The organism is Acinetobacter sp. BHS4 (assembly GCF_018454425.1).
GTDB classification, from domain to species: Bacteria; Pseudomonadota; Gammaproteobacteria; order Pseudomonadales; family Moraxellaceae; genus Acinetobacter; species Acinetobacter pittii.
Window position 1 is genome coordinate 881812 of sequence record NZ_CP075323.1, and the last position, 17132, is coordinate 898943.

Below are 17132 nucleotides of genomic sequence, written 5' to 3' on the forward strand. Positions count from 1 at the left end.
CACAACCTGTTAAAAAATGACCAAAAAAGATAAGTTTTTTTTCATTTTCCCCTTGAAGCCTTTTTTTTCATCCCCACAAAAGTGACATCTAAATATTTTGTTATTGCTCTGGATTAAAGCAATAACGATTAATCAAAAAGACTTAGTCTGATGGAGTTAATTATGAGCAACATTCGTCCATTACATGATCGCGTTGTAATTCGTCGCGTAGAAGAAGAAACCAAAACTGCTGGCGGTATTTTACTTCCAGGTTCTGCTGCTGAAAAACCATCTCAAGGTGAAGTAATTGCAGTAGGTAATGGTCAAATCACTGAGAATGGCGTACGTGCTTTGGATGTTAAAGTTGGTGACAAAGTATTGTTTGGTACTTATGCAGGTACAACAGTGAAAGTAAGTGGTGAAGAACTCTTAATCATGAAAGAGTCAGACATTTTAGCTGTGTTGGAAGGCTAATCAATCCATAACTCAATTCATTATCAGATTCAGTATTTAAAAAGATTCGGAGTTTAATATGTCAGCTAAAGACGTAAAATTTGGTGATTCAGCTCGCTCAAAAATGATTGCAGGCGTAAACGTACTTGCAGATGCGGTTAAAGTGACTTTAGGCCCTAAAGGTCGTAACGTAGTGATTGACCGTTCTTTCGGTGCTCCGCACATCACTAAAGACGGTGTAACTGTTGCTAAAGAAATTTCATTAAAAGACAAGTTTGAAAACATGGGTGCTCAACTTGTTCGCGAAGTTTCTAGCAAAACTAACGACATCGCTGGTGACGGTACGACAACTGCAACTGTACTTGCTCAAGCAATTTTAAATGAAGGGATTAAATCTGTAACTGCAGGTATGAACCCAATGGATTTAAAACGTGGTATTGATATCGCAGTAAAAACTGTAGTTGAAAATATCCGTTCAAATGCAAAACCAGCTGACGATTTCAAAGCGATCGAGCAAGTAGGTTCTATCTCTGCTAACTCTGATACTACTGTTGGTAAACTTATCGCTCAAGCGATGGAAAAAGTAGGTAAAGAAGGCGTAATTACTGTAGAAGAAGGTTCTGGCTTCGAAGACGCTTTAGACGTTGTAGAAGGTATGCAGTTTGACCGTGGTTATATCTCTCCGTACTTCGCAAACAAACAAGATACTTTAACTGCTGAACTTGAAAATCCGTTCATTCTTCTTGTTGACAAGAAAATCAGCAACATCCGTGAATTGATTTCTGTTTTAGAAGCAGTTGCAAAAACTGGTAAACCACTTCTTATCATCGCTGAAGATGTTGAAGGTGAAGCGCTTGCTACGCTTGTTGTAAACAACATGCGCGGTATTATTAAAGTGTGTGCTGTTAAAGCTCCTGGTTTCGGTGACCGCCGTAAAGCAATGCTTCAAGACATCGCAATCTTGACTGGCGCAACTGTTATTTCTGAAGAAGTTGGTATGTCTTTAGAGCAAGCAACTCTTCAAGATTTAGGTACTGCGCACAAAATCACTGTTTCTAAAGAAAACACAGTTATCGTTGATGGTGCTGGTGATGCTGCTGGTATTGCTGAACGTGTTCAACAAATCCGTGCTCAAATCGAAGAGTCTACTTCAGAATATGACCGTGAAAAATTACAAGAACGTGTTGCTAAATTAGCAGGCGGTGTTGCTGTAATTAAAATCGGTGCAGCGACTGAAGTTGAAATGAAAGAGAAGAAAGACCGTGTAGACGATGCGCTTCATGCAACTCGCGCAGCAGTTGAAGAAGGTGTTGTTGCTGGTGGTGGTGTTGCTCTAGTACGTGCGGTTAATGCATTAGATGGCTTAAAAGGCGCTAATGAAGACCAAACAGCAGGTATCAACATTTTACGTCGTGCGATCGAAGCTCCACTTCGCCAAATCGTTGCAAACGCTGGTGATGAGCCATCTGTAGTGATCAATGCTGTTAAAGGTGGTGAAGGTAACTTTGGTTACAACGCTGCAACTGGTGAATATGGCGATATGTTAGAAATGGGTATCCTTGACCCAGCTAAAGTAACTCGTTCTGCACTTGAGCATGCAGCTTCTGTTGCTGGCTTAATGTTAACTACAGAATGTATGATTACTGACATTCCTGAAGATAAACCAGCTGTTCCAGATATGGGCGGTATGGGTGGTATGGGCGGCATGATGTAATAACGCATCAACGCTTTAACTAAAAAAATCCCTGCTTATGCAGGGATTTTTTTATTTTTCACGTAATTTTAAGAAATAATTAAGTTCCATTATTTATATTAAAAACAGGAACAGCAGCTAGAAGTTCCTCTTTTGTTACAACCATGCTTATTTACTTGTAGGCATGGTTTTTTTTAGCCTAATAAAATAATTAACCAAGTAATAGCAATAATAGAGAGTGCAACAAATTGGGCAGCACTTCCCATATCTTTTGCATTTTTAGAAAGCTGATGTTTTTCAAGAGAGACTCGGTCAACCACAGCCTCAATAGCAGAGTTGAATAGCTCAACGATCATTGCAAAAAGACATACAATAATCAGTAACACATGCTCACTACGGCTCACATCAAGAAAAAAACTAACCGGAATCAAAATAATATTAATCAAAACAATTTGGCGAAAAGCTGCCTCATTTTTATAAGCTGCTTTAAATCCTGAAATAGAGTAGCCCGTTGCATTTAATATGCGCTTAAGACCGCTTTTACCCTTATAGGGAGAATAGCTATTCATATACTTATATTTCTGACACTTTTCATGCATTATATAATTTGGGTCTTAAAAAATTATTAAATCTTTTTTAAAGATTTCGACTTTATAACTCAATAGAGAAGAAAAGATGAAAAAATTATGTGTAGCGTTGGGCCTTGCAATTGGAAGCATCCATGCAAGTTATGCTGAGCCAACAGCAACCCCGCAAGTACCAGGATATTATCACCATCAATTTGGAAACTACCGCGTAACTTCTTTGCTTGATGGTACGATTTATTTAAATCCTGCTTTATTCAAAAACTTAAATCAGGCTCAGAAAACTAAAATCTTAACGAAATATGCTGCTGTTAATGAGAAAGGGATTCAAACCTCGGTAAATGCATTTTTAGTTGATGATGGAAAAAGCTTAACGCTTGTAGACAGTGGTGCAGCAAGTTGTTTTGGCCCGCAACTTGGCTCGATTGCAAAAAATATTGAATTGGCTGGTTATAAGCTTGCTGATGTAAAAACTGTTTTACTTACTCATCTACATCCAGACCATGTGTGCGGTATTGCTCAAAATGGAAAAGCCGTATTTCTAAATGCAACTGTATATGCACATGAGCGTGAAGCTGATTACTGGTTAAATCCAGCTTCTGAAAAAACAGTACCAGCAGACAAAAAAGAAAATTATTTGGGTACTGTTAAAAACGTAAAAACTGCTCTTGCTCCATACCAAGCAAAAAAAGCATTCAAGACATTTAAAGACGGCGATGTCATTCAAGGTTTTGAGGTAATCGATACTCGTGGTCATACACCAGGTCATCATAGCTTCCGCTTAAAAAGTAATGATCAGCAAATCATTTTTGTTGGAGACATTGTCCACTCACATTCATTGCAATTTGATGCTCCAAAAACTGGGGTAGATTTTGATGTGAATTCTGAGCAGGCAATTAATACCCGTCTAAAAATGTTTGCTGAAATTTCAAATAAGCAACAATGGGTTGCCGCACCACATTTACCATTTCCGGGCATTGGCCATGTTTATAAAGTAAATGCTGAGCAATATCAGTGGATCCCACTTTATTTTGATAATGTTGTAGAGAAATAAAAAAACAGGGCATTTATTGCCCTGTTTTTTGTTAGAAACTTTATTTATTTTGCAGCTTTTTCAAAATTAATAACGGCTTCACGGCCAAGTGCCGGGTCATCTGTAAAGACACCATCAACACCAGCTTTAAAATAGGCTTCAAACTCTTTTAAAGCACCAGATGGACAGCGCTCCGCTGGTTTATCTTGACTGCACTTTAAATGCGTTGGTAAATAATAATTTTCTGGGCGGAAAGTATAAGGATGTACTTTTAAGCCAGCTGTATGTGCATCAGTAATAAACGAAGTCGTTTGAACCGAGCCATTGTCATTAAAGTTAAGAATATAGCCTTTGCTTGGTCCTACACCGTTTGCATATTTAGCCACGTCTTTTAAGCCTTGTGCTGTGGCTAAATCGGCATAAGTTTTAGTTTCGCTAGATTCAACGAAGTCGGCTGGTTGAGAGGTTTTAGCATCATATAATTGAATGATTTGTGCATGTTTAATCGTTTTATGAAGGTCGAGCTGATCTTTTAAATATTTTAGATTACTCACTTCAAAAGACTGTAAATAGACAGGTGCAATATCACGTGTATATTCGTATTTAGCTAAGGTTTTAAGAAGAGTATCTTCCATTGCCAGTTTCTGGTTTTTAAAGTAAGTCGGATGTTTGGTTTCAATATATAAACCAATAATTTTTCCCGTTTTCTTATAATTTGCTTCAGCCAGTTCAATCACTTGCTCTAGAGTCGGGACAGGGTAAAGGTCGTTATAGGCTGTGTTTGCTGGTCGGAACTCTGGAATGCGTTCACGCGCTTTAAGCTGCTGTAATTCACTTAAAGTGAAGTCTTCTGTAAACCAGCCTGTTAAGTCTTTACCATCAATATTTTTTGTTGTTTTACGATCTGCAAACTGACTTAAAGTGCTTACATTGGTTGTTCCGCCAATCTCATTTTCATGGCGAGTAACCAATACGCCATCTTTTGTAGAGACTAGATCAGGTTCAATGAAATCTGCGCCATCATCAATCGCTTTTTGATATGAAGCTAATGTATGTTCAGGACGTAAAGCGCTCGCGCCGCGGTGTCCTACCACTAAAATTTTAGGAAATTGATATTCTGGTGTGGTTGGTGAGTTTTCAGTTTTATCGTGATCATTACAACCAACCAAGCTAATTAAACTTAAGCATAAAAGTGCTCTTTTAAACATAATTCTACTCATATTGTTTTAGTCGAAACGTATTTAGTCTGATGATTGAACTTGACGTGATCATGAAGAATTCATGAATTTTCAGTGACACTTGTTAAAACCTTGTTTATGGGTTTGTAGGAAATGCCAGTTCTTGCTTTGTTTTTGTTCTAATTGCATTTATTGTGTTAATTCTACTTGTCTTTTTTATATCGCTCGTTGATGATCAAGAGGGCAAATTTGGTATTGCCATCTGTTAATTGACGACCTAATTCTGAGCAGCCATGCTATCTAAATTTTTTATTCAGCGTCCCATTTTTGCCAGTGTACTCGCAATTATTGTTATGGCATTTGGTATTTTCTCGGTGCTGAATTTACCCGTAGAGCGCTATCCTGATATTGCCCCTCCTAAAATTACAGTCTCGGCAAGTTATAGCGGTGCGGATGCACAAACGGTTGAGCAAAGTGTTACTCAGATTTTAGAACAACAAATACAAGGTATTGATAATTTACTTTATTTCAGCTCTACCAGTGATTCATCAGGACGTAGCCGAATTACCATTAGTTTTGATAATGGAACAAATCCAGATACAGCACAGGTCCAAGTACAAAATAGTATTAGTGGTGTCATAAGACGTTTACCCGATGAAGTACAACGCCAAGGGGTGACCGTGAGTAAGTCACTCGGCGATACTTTTATGGTGGTAGGCTTATATGACTCAACTGGTAAATCGGGCAATATTGAGCTATCGGACTATTTAACTACGCATGTGGTAGATGACCTGAACCGTATTGAAGGGGTGGGTGAGTCTGATGTTTTCGGTTCGCAATATGCGATGCGAATTTGGCTAAATCCAGAGAAATTAAAACAATATAATTTAATGCCAAGTGATGTAGCGAATGCAATCACTGCTCAAAATACCCAAGTTGCCGCAGGTGCAATCGGTGATTTACCCGTCATTGATGGACAATATTTAAATACGAAAGTCACCGCAGGATCTCGACTAAAAACAGTCGAAGATTTTAAAAATATTGTAGTGAAAGCAAATCAAACAGCGAGCTATGTCTACTTAAAAGATATTGCTAGAGTGGAGTTGGGTGCAGAAAATTATCAGTCTTTTAACACCATTAATGGTTATCCGGCTGCTGGTTTAGGCATTTCACTATCTTCTGGTGCAAACGCGATTCAGACCTCTAAACTCATCCATCAAACTCTAGATCAGCTTACGACTAAGCTACCTGCTGGCTATAAAATTGTTTATCCACGAGATAATACGCCGTTTGTCCAAGAGTCTATTAAAGAAGTTGTAAAAACCCTTATTGAAGCCATTATTTTAGTTATTTTGGTGATGTTCCTGTTCTTGCAAAGCTGGCGCGCTACACTCATTCCGAGTATTACCGTTCCTGTTGTTATTTTAGGAACTTTTGCTGTTTTATATGTGCTCGGTTTTAGTATTAACACCTTAACGCTTTTTGCGTTGGTGCTCGCGATTGGTTTGCTAGTAGATGATGCGATTGTGGTGGTTGAGAATGTTGAACGGCTCATGCATGAACAGCATTTAACGCCGAAAGAAGCAGCCATTGAGTCGATGGGAGAAATTAGTGGTGCCTTAGTCGGAATTACATTGGTTTTAACTGCTGTTTTTATTCCAATGTCGTTTTTAGGTGGTTCAATTGGCGTGATTTACCGTCAGTTTTCCATTACTTTGGTTGCCGCTATGGCGTTATCACTCGTCGTGGCATTAGTCTTAACACCGGCTTTATGTGCCTTAATTTTAAAACCCAATCCAGAGCCTATGCGCTGGGCAGTTTTGTTTAACAGAAAAATTGATCAACTTAAAAATCAATATATAAAAATCGTCCAAACAAGCATTCGGTACAGTAAATCGGTTATCGTAATTTTTGTGGCTTTGATTGCTGTTTTTGCACTGTTCTATAGTGGTTTAAAAAGTGGATTTATTCCTAAAGAAGACCAAGGCATTTTAAGTGTTCAAATTAAACTTGTTGATAGTGCCCCGATCTCACAAAGTCAAAAAATTGGAGAACAAGTCCGTCAATATTTCTTAACTCAAGAAGATAAGAATGTGGATCTGGTTTTGATTCGCTATGGCCGAAATTATTCTGGTACAGGCCAGAACTTGGCTCAAGGATTTATTGCCTTAAAACCTTGGGATGTACGTACAGGAAAAGAAAATTCAGCTGACGCTATACAAAAGCGTGCGATGAAATATTTTAGTCAGTTCAATAATGCACAAATTAATGTGACATTACCTGCTTCAGTCAATGGTTTAGGACAAACCGATGGTCTGGATTTATGGATTCAAGATTTGAATGGGCAAGGGCAAGATTTTCTAGATAACACCTTTCGCCAGTTGCAAACACAGAGCAAAAACTATTCAAGTTTTGAAAACTTTGATAAGCAATCTACTAACAGTAAAGCAAACCTCAATATCAAAATTGATCAGAAGCAAGCACTAGCAAATGGATTAGAGCTTCCTGCGATTAACAACACTTTGTCGAGTGCGTGGGGTGGAACCTATGTGAATGACTTTATTGACCGTGGTCGTATCAAGCGCGTTATGATTCAAGGTGATGCCCAGTTCAGATCAAAACCGGAAGATTTATATAATTGGTCTGTACGTAATAACCAAAATGAAATGGTACCTTTTAGTTCATTTGCTAACTTTAGTTGGGGCGGTGCTCCTGAAATTGTAAAACGCTACATGGGCTATAGCGCCTTACAGTTACAAGCTGATGTTGCAAGTGGTAGTAGTTCAGGTCAGGCAATGAAAGATGTTGAACAACTCGTAAATCAGCAAAAGAATGTTGGCTTGGCGTGGACAGGTTTATCTTTTGAAGAGCAGAAGTCGACAAATCAGGCCGTCTGGTTATATTTAATCTCGGCAGGCTTTATTTTCTTATGTTTAGCTGCTCTATATGAAAGCTTGAGCATTCCAGCCGCTGTGATGACCTCTATTCCGCTAGGTGTCGGAGGAAGTGTCATATTCTCTTATATTTTCGGACTACCCAATGATGTGTATTTCCAAATTGCGCTATTAACCACAATTGGATTGTCTTGTAAAAATGCGATTTTAATTGTTGAGTTCGCCGCCTTGGCTCAAGAAAAAGGGAAGAGTGCAATTGAAGCAGCTTTAGAAGGCGCGAGCTTACGTTTAAGACCGATTTTAATGACTTCTTTGGCTTTTGGTGCAGGTGTGATTCCTCTTGTTTTTGCGCAAGGGGCAGGGGCTGTAAGCCGTCAAGAAATCGGTATTAGTATTTTAGGTGGCGTAATGTTCGGTACAGTACTGGTTCTGTTCTTTATTCCAGTCATGTACGTGTTATTGCGTTCATTGTTTAGATCGAAAGCTACTAGTTAAAAGTAAACAATTTAAAAAAAGGCATCAAATCAAGTATATTAAGATTAACTTTCTCTTTATATATTTGATTTAAATGCCTCAAGAAAAAAAATTAACAGAGCAACAGGTCATCGCACTAGAACGAGATCTGGCCAAGTTTGCAACCATGATGGACAGTGCAGTTCGCATTCCTTTTACAAAGCAAGGTATTGGTGCCGATGCTGCGCTGAGTACGATTCCAATTGCAGGTGATGTCGCTGGTTTCGCATTGACCTGTTATGCGATTTATAAAGCCAAACAAATTGGTGTACCTCAACATAAGCTAACGCCAGTCATCAAACTCGCTGTTGTAGATGCTGTAGTAGGCTTTGTTCCAGTTGCAGGGACTATTTTCGATATTTTTATACGGCCAAGTCGAAAAGCACTAGATATAGTACACACGCATATACGCGAAGAATATAAGATCCAAAGTGATATTCATGTCGTTCATCCATATTTACATGAAAAGCTTGAAAAGAAGCAGCAGAACTCAGCTTTCTGGCGAAATCCTATTGTCAGTTGGTTATGGTTGCATATTCCCGATTTAGTAGGTGCGCTTGTACTGCTTTTAATTGGATTAGCTGTTTGGTGGGGCGCAAGCTATCTTTGGAGTTTCTATCAAACCATGTAATAAAAAATAAAGCCTCCATTTGGAGGCTTTATTTTTACATTAAACGTTTTATGGGCAATCTAATTGATGTAAAGCTGCCACACGCTGTTCAATTGTTGGGTGGGTTTGGAACAAAGCAGCTAAGCTGAAACCTTGTTCTTTACCTTCCGCAATTGCGAAGGCTTTCATTTCTTTTGGCATTTGATCTGGCATTTCTGTCTCAGCTTGGAGACGTAATAATGCAGAAATCATTGCTTGTTTACCTGCTAAACGTGCACCTGCTTCATCAGCACGGTATTCACGATAACGAGAGAACCACATCACAATGGCAGAAGCGAGAATACCAAAGACGATATCCAATACCATGGTAATAATGAAGTAACCCATACCAGGGGCTTCATCGTCTTGACGACCAAAGACATTACGGTCGATAAAGTCACCAACTACACGAGCAAAGAACATAACAAAGGCGTTCACAACACCTTGGATGAGCGCTAGGGTAACCATGTCACCATTCGCAACGTGACCAATCTCGTGCGCAAGCACTGCACGTAGCTCATCTTTGTTCATACGTTCAAGTAGACCAGATGAAACGGCAACTAAGGCATCATTTTTGTTCCAGCCTGTTGCAAAGGCATTGGATTGATATGATGGAAAAATACCAACCTCTGGCATGTTGATACCAGCACGTTGAGAAAGTTCAGCGACTGTTTGCAATAACCAGCTCTCAGCTTGGTTACGAGGAGCATTCGGGTCGATCAGTTCTGTACCGGTCGTTTTCTTAGCCATCCATTTTGACATGAATAACGAGATTAAAGATCCCACCATACCAAACACAAAACAGATCACTAAAAGGTTGCCTAGATTCAAGCCACCCGCGCCATGGTAACTACCGACACCGAAGAGTGACAAAATAATGCCAGCTACAACCAGTACCGCGAGGTTGGTAAGCAAAAACAAACCAATCCGCATCATTGAGAAAATCCTCTTATAAATAAAATGTTATCTGATTTACAAATTCGAAATCATGAAGCTAATATGCGGGGCTTGGGGGAAAAATTCAAGAAAAAAATAAGGAATTGATACATTCTTTCACGTAGCAGAATGTACCTAAATTTAAAGAATAATTGGCTAAATTCGTCAAAATGGTAAAGATCAGGTAATAGATCATTACAATTTAAAACATCTGAACTTACCTAAGAAGAACTGCGAACTGCCGTTCTTCTTTACTGTTTATTCAATTCTTATATGGGCAATTGCGGTGGCATTATTGGTGACATAAGTGCCTGTTGGTGCATCGGTATAGGTACCGTCAGATAAAGTCACGATTTGACGAGAAGATGAATATTTAGGTGATTGAGTCGTAATTTGAGCTGTTGTGTTTTCTGCCAAATTAGAAGGATGTGAAACGGTTTGTACTGAAGCATTAGTAAAAGATGAGAAACCTGAACCCGATGCATATAGGTTTTGGTATCGACTTGTTACACGGCGCACATAATCTTGTGTTTCACGGAAAGGGGGGATACCGCCATATTTGTCGACATTACCTTCACCGGCATTGTAAGCCGCAAGCGCCATTTGTGTGTTTCCATTAAAACGCTTGAGCAACCAACTTAAATATTTAGCGCCTGCAAAAATATTTTGTTGCGGGTCATAGGCGTTAGAGACATTAAAACGACGCGCAGTCGCAGGCATGAGCTGCATTAAGCCTTGAGCACCTACTGGCGAACGAGCTCTTACGTTAAATCCTGACTCGGTATGCATAACGGCTTTAATTAGACCTTCTGAAACACCATGTTGTTGTGCAGCTTGTCTAATAATGTGGTCGAAAGCATTTTTATTCTTATTGTAGCTTGGCAAAACAGAAGCTTCGGATGCTCCCCAGTTTGTATAACTATGAATATTACTATCAGGGTAATAGGTCACTTTTACTTTTTTAAGAGAGTGGTCATAGCTTTTTCGGTTGGTGAGTAATGTACTACCGTTTTTATCTTGGTAAATATACATTTGACCTGCTGAACTCGAAGTTATGCCGACCGTAAAAGTGGTCATCCCCAGCAAACAAGAAATAAGAAATTGAACCGAATTTTTCATTTTATGTTATTCACAATTTTTAGGTACTCAAAACTTGCAAAAGAGTTTATCAAAAAATATTACTTAAAGAAGATTTGTGTAATTTTTTTTATTTCGACTCTTTCAAAAAATCAAGCTGATTTGTTTGAATGCTCATCAAAAAAAATTAAAAAATTTTTTTAAAATGATTCTATTGACATGGTTAACTTGTTGATTATTAAAAATAAAAAACATTGGTTAAAAAATGATCAATTTAAAGAAAACCCTTAACAGAAGGCCAAAACAGTTTGTCAAGTACGAAGAAATCCACAATTTTATCCACAGGTTTTGTGGAAAACTGTGGAAAAGTCCAAAAAGTAAGCATTTTGCACAAATTTTGAACGCTTCAGTCAAAATAGAGCATGTGTTTTGCATCATGCACGAGCAATGTGACGACTTCAAGAATTGAAACTATTCTTTTGATGCGATTCTCTTCTGAATCATATAAAATTGCGCGGTATTTTTATTTATGGGTATATCTCGTCTATGTACGCGCCAGTTGAGTCCAATCAGGGATTTAATTTTAAGCCTGAACTTCCAACAAGCTCGGCCTATTACCGTTTGCTCAAGAAGCTTCGCCGTCAAGTTGGGCATGCTATTCGTGACTTCAATATGATTGAAGATGGCGATAAGGTCATGGTGTGTGTGTCTGGTGGTAAAGACAGTTATACCTTGCTCGATATTTTGTTGCAGTTTAAGCGTATTGCACCAATCAATTTTGAGGTGGTTGCGGTTAACCTTGACCAAAAACAACCAGGCTTTCCTGAAGATGTTTTGCCTCGTTATATGGAAGAGAACAACATTCCATATTACATTTTAGAAAAAGATACCTATACCATTACTAAACGCTTAACGCCGGAAGGTAAAACCTACTGTGCAGTGTGTTCACGTTTACGCCGTGGTTCTTTATATGGCTTTGCACAAGAGATTGGTGCGACTAAAGTTGCTTTAGGTCATCACCGCGATGACATCATTGCAACATTCTTCTTGAATTTGTTCCATGGCGGTAGCTTAAAGGCGATGCCTCCAAAGCTTTTATCGTCAGATAAAAAGAACATTTTGATTCGTCCTTTGGCATATGTTGAAGAAAAAGACATTATTAAATATGCCGAGATTCGTCAGTTCCCAATCATTCCATGTAACCTTTGTGGTTCGCAGGAAAACCTACAGCGTGCCATGCTTAATGAAATGCTACGTGAATGGGATAAACAATATCCGAAGCGCTTACACAGCATTTTCGGGGCATTACAAAACGTATCTCCGTCTCAGTTAGCAGACCGCGAATTGTTTGATTTCGAAGCTCTAGATTCTCAGCGCGAGTTGGATATTAAAGATCCGGAAGAGCTTAAGAACCGTTTAGATGTCGTGAACTTAAGCTTCGCTGCTGAATAAACGCTAGCATAAAGAATGTTAAAGGCACTTTATAAACAAGTGCCTTTAATGTATCAAAATACTAAAAAATGAATGTTCCGTACAAAAAGTCATAGCCCAAAATTTAAATTACATGCTATAACAAGCCACAAGCAGAATTGCTTCACATGATGTTGTCTGGATAGACAACCAGAGAAATTGAACAAATAAATTTGAGGAAGAATCATGCCTGCATTTTTAACTGAAGATTGGTTTGCGACTGTCGAAAAATTAACTGCTGAAGCAGGTGATCTTAATTTGCCGCCCGCTCTTGCGAACTTGGCAATTAATTTAGTAGTTACAGATGCTTCTGGAAATACCGAATTAGCTTTAGATGGGGGTAAAATCCAAAAAGGTTTGTCTTCAAATGCCAAAACAACTTTAAATATGGATGCTGAAACTTTACGTAAAGTATTCTTAGAGTTTGATATGGCTGCTGCTATGCAGGCATTCATGACTGGTAAAATTAAAGTTCAAGGCGACATGTCTCAATTAATGGCTTTACAAACAGCTAAGCCAAGCCAAGAACAAAAAGATTTGTTTAAGAAAGTATTAGAGCATACTGCTTAAACTAAAAAGAATTCATATAAAAAGCTTACCCAAAGAGGTAAGCTTTTTATTTGTACAAACAATGAATTTATCAACTTTTAAAAATAAAAATTAGATATTGATTCGTGTTTGCGCCGTTTTGATATGTTCAAGATAAGCACGGATACGAGTGACATATTGAACTGCTTGCTTATATCGACCATTTCGCGTTTTATTGCTTTGCAAATAGTCATAGAGATTGACCCACTTGTTCGGATCTTTCCCTTGAGATTGCAAGCGCTTCTGAATCTGACTTACCGCACCTGGCCCCATGTTATAGGCCACAAGCGCATACCAGTTCCGATCAGGGAACGGAATATTATCAAATTCGGTTAGCATCAGATCGTAATACTTCGCGCCGCCCTGAATACTCTGAGCAGGATCGCTACGATTACTTACACCCATTGCTCGAGCAGTGCTATTAGTTAACATCATTAAGCCGCGGACACCTGTAGGAGAAACAGATTCTGGCTTTAAATATGATTCTTGATAACCAATTGCGGCAAGTAAATGCCAATCTAGATCATACTTCGCTGCGCTTTGCTTAAAGCTCGCTTTGTAAATCGGTAAACGTGTGCTTAAGTCACGTTGAATGGTTGACCATGCTTCTGGTTTCACCACATTGCGGTTATAAAAAGAGGCAAGTTGTTGGGTCACACCATTTTGCTTACTTTGGCATACAAAACCGCTGGCGGTCTGTGTGAGTGGGTCATCAGCCTGTTTAAAGACCCAACTCAACTCAGGATTTAAGCCATTTTTTTGCAAATTTGCTGTGTCACCACAAGTTGCAGAAAAAGACATCAAACCTTTGTTTTCGATTGTGCTTAAACCTGCTGTAGTCATCGCAAAGTTTGCTTTACCTTGCTGAACCCATCTAAGTGCAGTGGCATTGTCTGCCACGATTTTAAAGTCCAGCTTTACATTTAGGTTTTGTGCATAATTACGTGCTAAGTCGTAACCAAAACCGTGTAAAAACTGATCTTCTTTGAAAACGGTTGTCGGGCTTTCTACCGCAACAACAGTTAAAGTGTTTGTGTTAACTACAGTATTGTACTGTAGGGTTTTTCCTGCATTAAGACTATGAAATGGGAGAAGTATAGTACTGAGTGCAAGAGCTTTTAACGGGAGAGAAGAAAATAAAGAGTTAAGGCAAAGCCTCGACCCAGAACTTGAATTACTGTGCATGTTGTCTCCGCTACAGATAATTTATGCCCTAAAAGTCAGACAAAAAGCTGCCATAACTTCTAAAAGTTGATAAATTCAATAAGGGGTGGGCAGTCATGACGTCATTCAAAATGACATGAAATGAAAAAACAAACTGTGTAGAAAATCTACATAGTTTTCGAGTGGGTTAAAAAATGCTCAACATTTAAACTGCGCGCATCATAATATTGAAAAAAAGTAATGTCAAATTTTGTACAATTAAAACTTCGATATATCATCATAAACACATGAATTTCTTAAGGAAGAAAATTTATACACTTCTGATGTGAGAAAATAGGGTATAAAATGCTACATCTTGTAAGCGATATGTTGTTGAACAGTGGTTTTTTATCATGAAATCTAACTTAATCACTCGGTCAGGGCATGACAAATTAGTTGCTGAATTAAAACAACTTTGGCATGAAGAACGACCGGAAATTACCAAAAAAGTAAACTGGGCTGCAAGCTTAGGTGACCGCAGTGAAAATGCGGATTATCAATATAACAAGCAGCTCCTTCGAAAAATTGATCGACGTGTACGTTATTTAGGAAAACGCTTAGAAGAATTAAAAATCGTTGATTACTCTCCTGAGCAAGACGGCAAAGTTTATTTTGGCGCTTGGGTCGAGATTGAAAACGAAGAAGGTGAGCAAAAAACTTTACGTATTGTTGGAATCGATGAAATTTATGATCATCACCCTCAACACATCTCGATTGAGTCACCTATGGCTCGCGCATTGCTCGGCAAAGAAGTTGATGATGAGATTGAAGTACACACGCCATCTGGAAAAAAGCTGTGGTATATCAATACAATTCGCTATGAAAAGACGGAAAACTCAGAAATCTAAATAGATTTGTGTTTATTTTGAGCGGTTGAATTAAAAATTAAATAAAAGATTTGCCAACTTCAATTTTTATTTATATTATAGCGCTCGTTGGAAGCGTGGCAGAGCGGTTTAATGCACCGGTCTTGAAAACCGACGAGGGTGTGAGTCCTCCGTGAGTTCGAATCTCACCGCTTCCGCCAGATTCTTAAAAAGCCCTTGTTAATGACAAGGGCTTTTTTTTATATCTAGTGTCTACATTACAGTAAGATTTAGCTTAAATACTGCTAATAAATCCTGAAAATTTCATATGAATCAAATAACTATATATTTTAATTGAAATTAATATATTTATATAATATGTTTTTTATTTTCAATATCTTATCAATTAATCCCCTATATATCAGAATCGAACAAGTTATTTGTAGAATAATCACTTATTGATATATGATGATCCAATATTTAGAGACTGATTCAAAACGTGATTCTATTGTTCAGCGAGCAAGATCAAGGAAGAAATAAGGCTGAATTCAGGTTTCTAAACCCTTATATATCTGGAAATTATTTCCAGCCAAATATTGCATTTTGACCCAATGGTTGGGAATGTCTTTCTTTTGTAGAGTAAGCATTTCCTATTTTAGGATGTATTTATGAAAAAATTATTTAGTGTCCTGTTCGGCGCATCTGTTCTCACACTGTCTGCATGTAGTAAACAACCTGCGCAAACTGAAAATACAGCTGAGAACAAAACTGAGTCAGTTCGAACAATTAAACTGGTTTCAACAGGTTCGGATACTGACGTGTGGAAATATGTTGCGACGCTTCCTGAAACTAAAGAAGCTGGTATTAAACTCGAAGTGACCAATCTGACTGACTATGTTGTGCTTAATACATCAGTCGCAAATGGTGAACAAGATGTAAATGCGTTCCAGTCCTTTAACTATTTGGCAGCTTATAATGCTTCAAATAAGGCCAAAGTTGCTGCTGTTGCGACAACCTATCTAGAGCCAATGGGTATTTATGCAAATAAAGTTAAATCTGTTGAAGAGTTCCCACAAGGTGCGACCATCGCGATTCCAAACGATACTGCTAATGAAGCACGTGCATTAACTTTATTGCAATCTGCAAATCTGATTAAACTTAAGCCGAACTTTGATCCTGTAAAAGGGACGACTAATGATATTGCTGAGAACCCTAAAAATTTGCAATTAAAACCAATTCAAATGACTACAGCAGTCCGTGTTAAAGACGATGTAGATGCAATTGTATTGGGTAATACATTGGCACTTGAGGGTGGCTTAAATGTAATGAAAGATTCTATCTTCCGTGAACCTATTGACCAGTCTACAAAGCTTTATGTGAATTTGTTAGGTGTGGCTGAAGCGAAGAAGAATGATCCGATCTATACCAAACTTGGTGAACTTTACCACTTACCTAAAGTTCAAAAGTTTGTAAGCGAAAAATTCGGTGGAACAAAAGTTGAAGTGAACAAACCTGTTTCTGAATTTGAAGATGTCAAATAAGTAATTTTTTTAATTTAAAATTATGTTTAAAAGCTAAGCCACAGTGATGGGGCTTGGCTTTTTTATTTATTAGTTTAAGAATATTATTCACTAGAAAAATAAATTGCTAACATAAGTATAAGAGTAATTAAAACTTCCATACCTACGCTGATAGTTACTAGTTCTAAATTAAATATCTCTTTCCATAAGCCATGTGCTCCCCAATCACCATCTATTCCTCGATTATTAGATTTAGGTCATAGGTAGCTGCTAATCCAAAACCTAAAGTGGAAGACAAGAAACAAGCTAAAGTAAGTTTTAGAGGGTTAAACCTTGAAAATAAAGGGGATTAATATTGTCGTAATAATAGTCACAACAAAGGCGATAATTATATGCTTCAAATTATCCATAACTTCTCATTAAATTTTATTGTTTATAGTGTGTAGGCGAAAACACTCTCCTAGATATCGGTATATTTTATCTTGTATCAGTAGTGGAATATATAACTGATAGCTGGATAAAAAATCTAAGGCATAGAAATAGGAGTATATTTTTC

Annotated in this window: 14 protein-coding genes and 1 tRNA gene; 10 read left to right on the plus strand and 5 right to left on the minus strand. The window is 38.0% G+C overall.

Annotation, left to right across the window (positions count from 1 at the left end; genetic code table 11):
- Positions 1–162 precede the first annotated feature (162 nt).
- Together KIP84_RS04265 and groL are read left to right on the plus strand one after the other, a co-directional pair.
- Entirely contained in the window at positions 163–453 is a 291-nt protein-coding gene (locus tag KIP84_RS04265) for a co-chaperone GroES (RefSeq protein WP_002120604.1), read from the plus strand.
- A gap of 58 nt (positions 454–511) precedes the next feature.
- Complete coding sequence (groL, locus tag KIP84_RS04270) at positions 512–2146, plus strand: chaperonin GroEL (RefSeq protein ID WP_002120607.1); 1635 nt, start codon at positions 512–514, stop codon at positions 2144–2146.
- Positions 2147–2319: 173 nt separating this feature from the next.
- Here groL and KIP84_RS04275 read toward each other — a convergent pair whose 3' ends face one another.
- Complete coding sequence (locus KIP84_RS04275; RefSeq protein ID WP_002118962.1) at positions 2320–2694, minus strand: diacylglycerol kinase; 375 nt, start codon at positions 2692–2694, stop codon at positions 2320–2322.
- 106 nt (positions 2695–2800) lie between these two features.
- On the opposite strand from KIP84_RS04275, the gene KIP84_RS04280 reads away from it, so the two are divergent.
- Positions 2801–3763, plus strand: a complete 963-nt coding sequence (locus KIP84_RS04280; RefSeq protein WP_213689382.1) for an MBL fold metallo-hydrolase — start codon at positions 2801–2803, stop codon at positions 3761–3763.
- A gap of 44 nt (positions 3764–3807) precedes the next feature.
- Here the strand turns inward: KIP84_RS04280 and KIP84_RS04285 are convergent, their stop codons facing one another.
- Positions 3808–4950, minus strand: a complete 1143-nt coding sequence (locus KIP84_RS04285; protein WP_213689383.1) for a glycerophosphodiester phosphodiesterase — start codon at positions 4948–4950, stop codon at positions 3808–3810.
- A 263-nt stretch (positions 4951–5213) separates the two neighbouring features.
- Here KIP84_RS04285 and KIP84_RS04290 point away from each other — a divergent pair, with 263 nt between their 5' ends.
- Both KIP84_RS04290 and KIP84_RS04295 read left to right on the plus strand, forming a co-directional pair.
- Positions 5214–8309: a multidrug efflux RND transporter permease subunit gene (locus KIP84_RS04290; RefSeq protein WP_213689384.1), complete on the plus strand. Its 3096-nt coding sequence runs from the start codon at positions 5214–5216 to the stop codon at positions 8307–8309.
- Positions 8310–8382: 73 nt separating this feature from the next.
- The gene (locus KIP84_RS04295) at positions 8383–8958 is read left to right on the plus strand and encodes a DUF4112 domain-containing protein (protein ID WP_213689385.1); all 576 of its coding nucleotides are present in this window, start codon (positions 8383–8385) and stop codon (positions 8956–8958) included.
- 48 nt (positions 8959–9006) lie between these two features.
- Here KIP84_RS04295 and htpX read toward each other — a convergent pair whose 3' ends face one another.
- Positions 9007–9912 carry a protease HtpX gene (htpX, locus tag KIP84_RS04300; RefSeq protein WP_002118851.1) on the minus strand — a complete coding sequence of 302 codons (906 nt, stop codon included), beginning with the start codon at positions 9910–9912 and terminating at the stop codon, positions 9007–9009.
- A gap of 258 nt (positions 9913–10170) precedes the next feature.
- A complete protein-coding gene (locus KIP84_RS04305) occupies positions 10171–11031 on the minus strand; it encodes a lytic transglycosylase domain-containing protein (protein ID WP_213689386.1) in 861 nt (286 codons plus the stop codon).
- Between the two features lie 504 nt (positions 11032–11535).
- Between KIP84_RS04305 and ttcA the strand changes: the two genes are divergently transcribed.
- Both ttcA and KIP84_RS04315 read left to right on the plus strand, forming a co-directional pair.
- On the plus strand, positions 11536–12441 hold the full coding sequence (gene ttcA / locus KIP84_RS04310) for a tRNA 2-thiocytidine(32) synthetase TtcA (protein ID WP_002118895.1): 906 nt from the start codon (positions 11536–11538) through the stop codon (positions 12439–12441).
- A gap of 204 nt (positions 12442–12645) precedes the next feature.
- The gene (locus tag KIP84_RS04315; protein ID WP_002118641.1) at positions 12646–13029 is read left to right on the plus strand and encodes an SCP2 sterol-binding domain-containing protein; all 384 of its coding nucleotides are present in this window, start codon (positions 12646–12648) and stop codon (positions 13027–13029) included.
- 90 nt (positions 13030–13119) lie between these two features.
- On the opposite strand, the gene KIP84_RS04320 is transcribed toward KIP84_RS04315, so the two are convergent.
- Positions 13120–14232 (minus strand): transglycosylase SLT domain-containing protein, encoded by a 1113-nt coding sequence (locus KIP84_RS04320; RefSeq protein ID WP_014207441.1) that lies wholly within the window; start codon positions 14230–14232, stop codon positions 13120–13122.
- Between the two features lie 371 nt (positions 14233–14603).
- On the opposite strand from KIP84_RS04320, the gene greB reads away from it, so the two are divergent.
- The 3 genes from greB to KIP84_RS04335 all read left to right on the plus strand — a co-directional run bounded on the left by greB (position 14604) and on the right by KIP84_RS04335 (position 16597).
- Positions 14604–15098: a transcription elongation factor GreB gene (greB, locus tag KIP84_RS04325; RefSeq protein WP_002118865.1), complete on the plus strand. Its 495-nt coding sequence runs from the start codon at positions 14604–14606 to the stop codon at positions 15096–15098.
- 89 nt (positions 15099–15187) lie between these two features.
- Positions 15188–15277 (plus strand) — tRNA-Ser (locus KIP84_RS04330).
- A gap of 447 nt (positions 15278–15724) precedes the next feature.
- Entirely contained in the window at positions 15725–16597 is an 873-nt protein-coding gene (locus KIP84_RS04335; protein ID WP_060464890.1) for a MetQ/NlpA family ABC transporter substrate-binding protein, read from the plus strand.
- Positions 16598–17132: the final 535 nt, after the last annotated feature.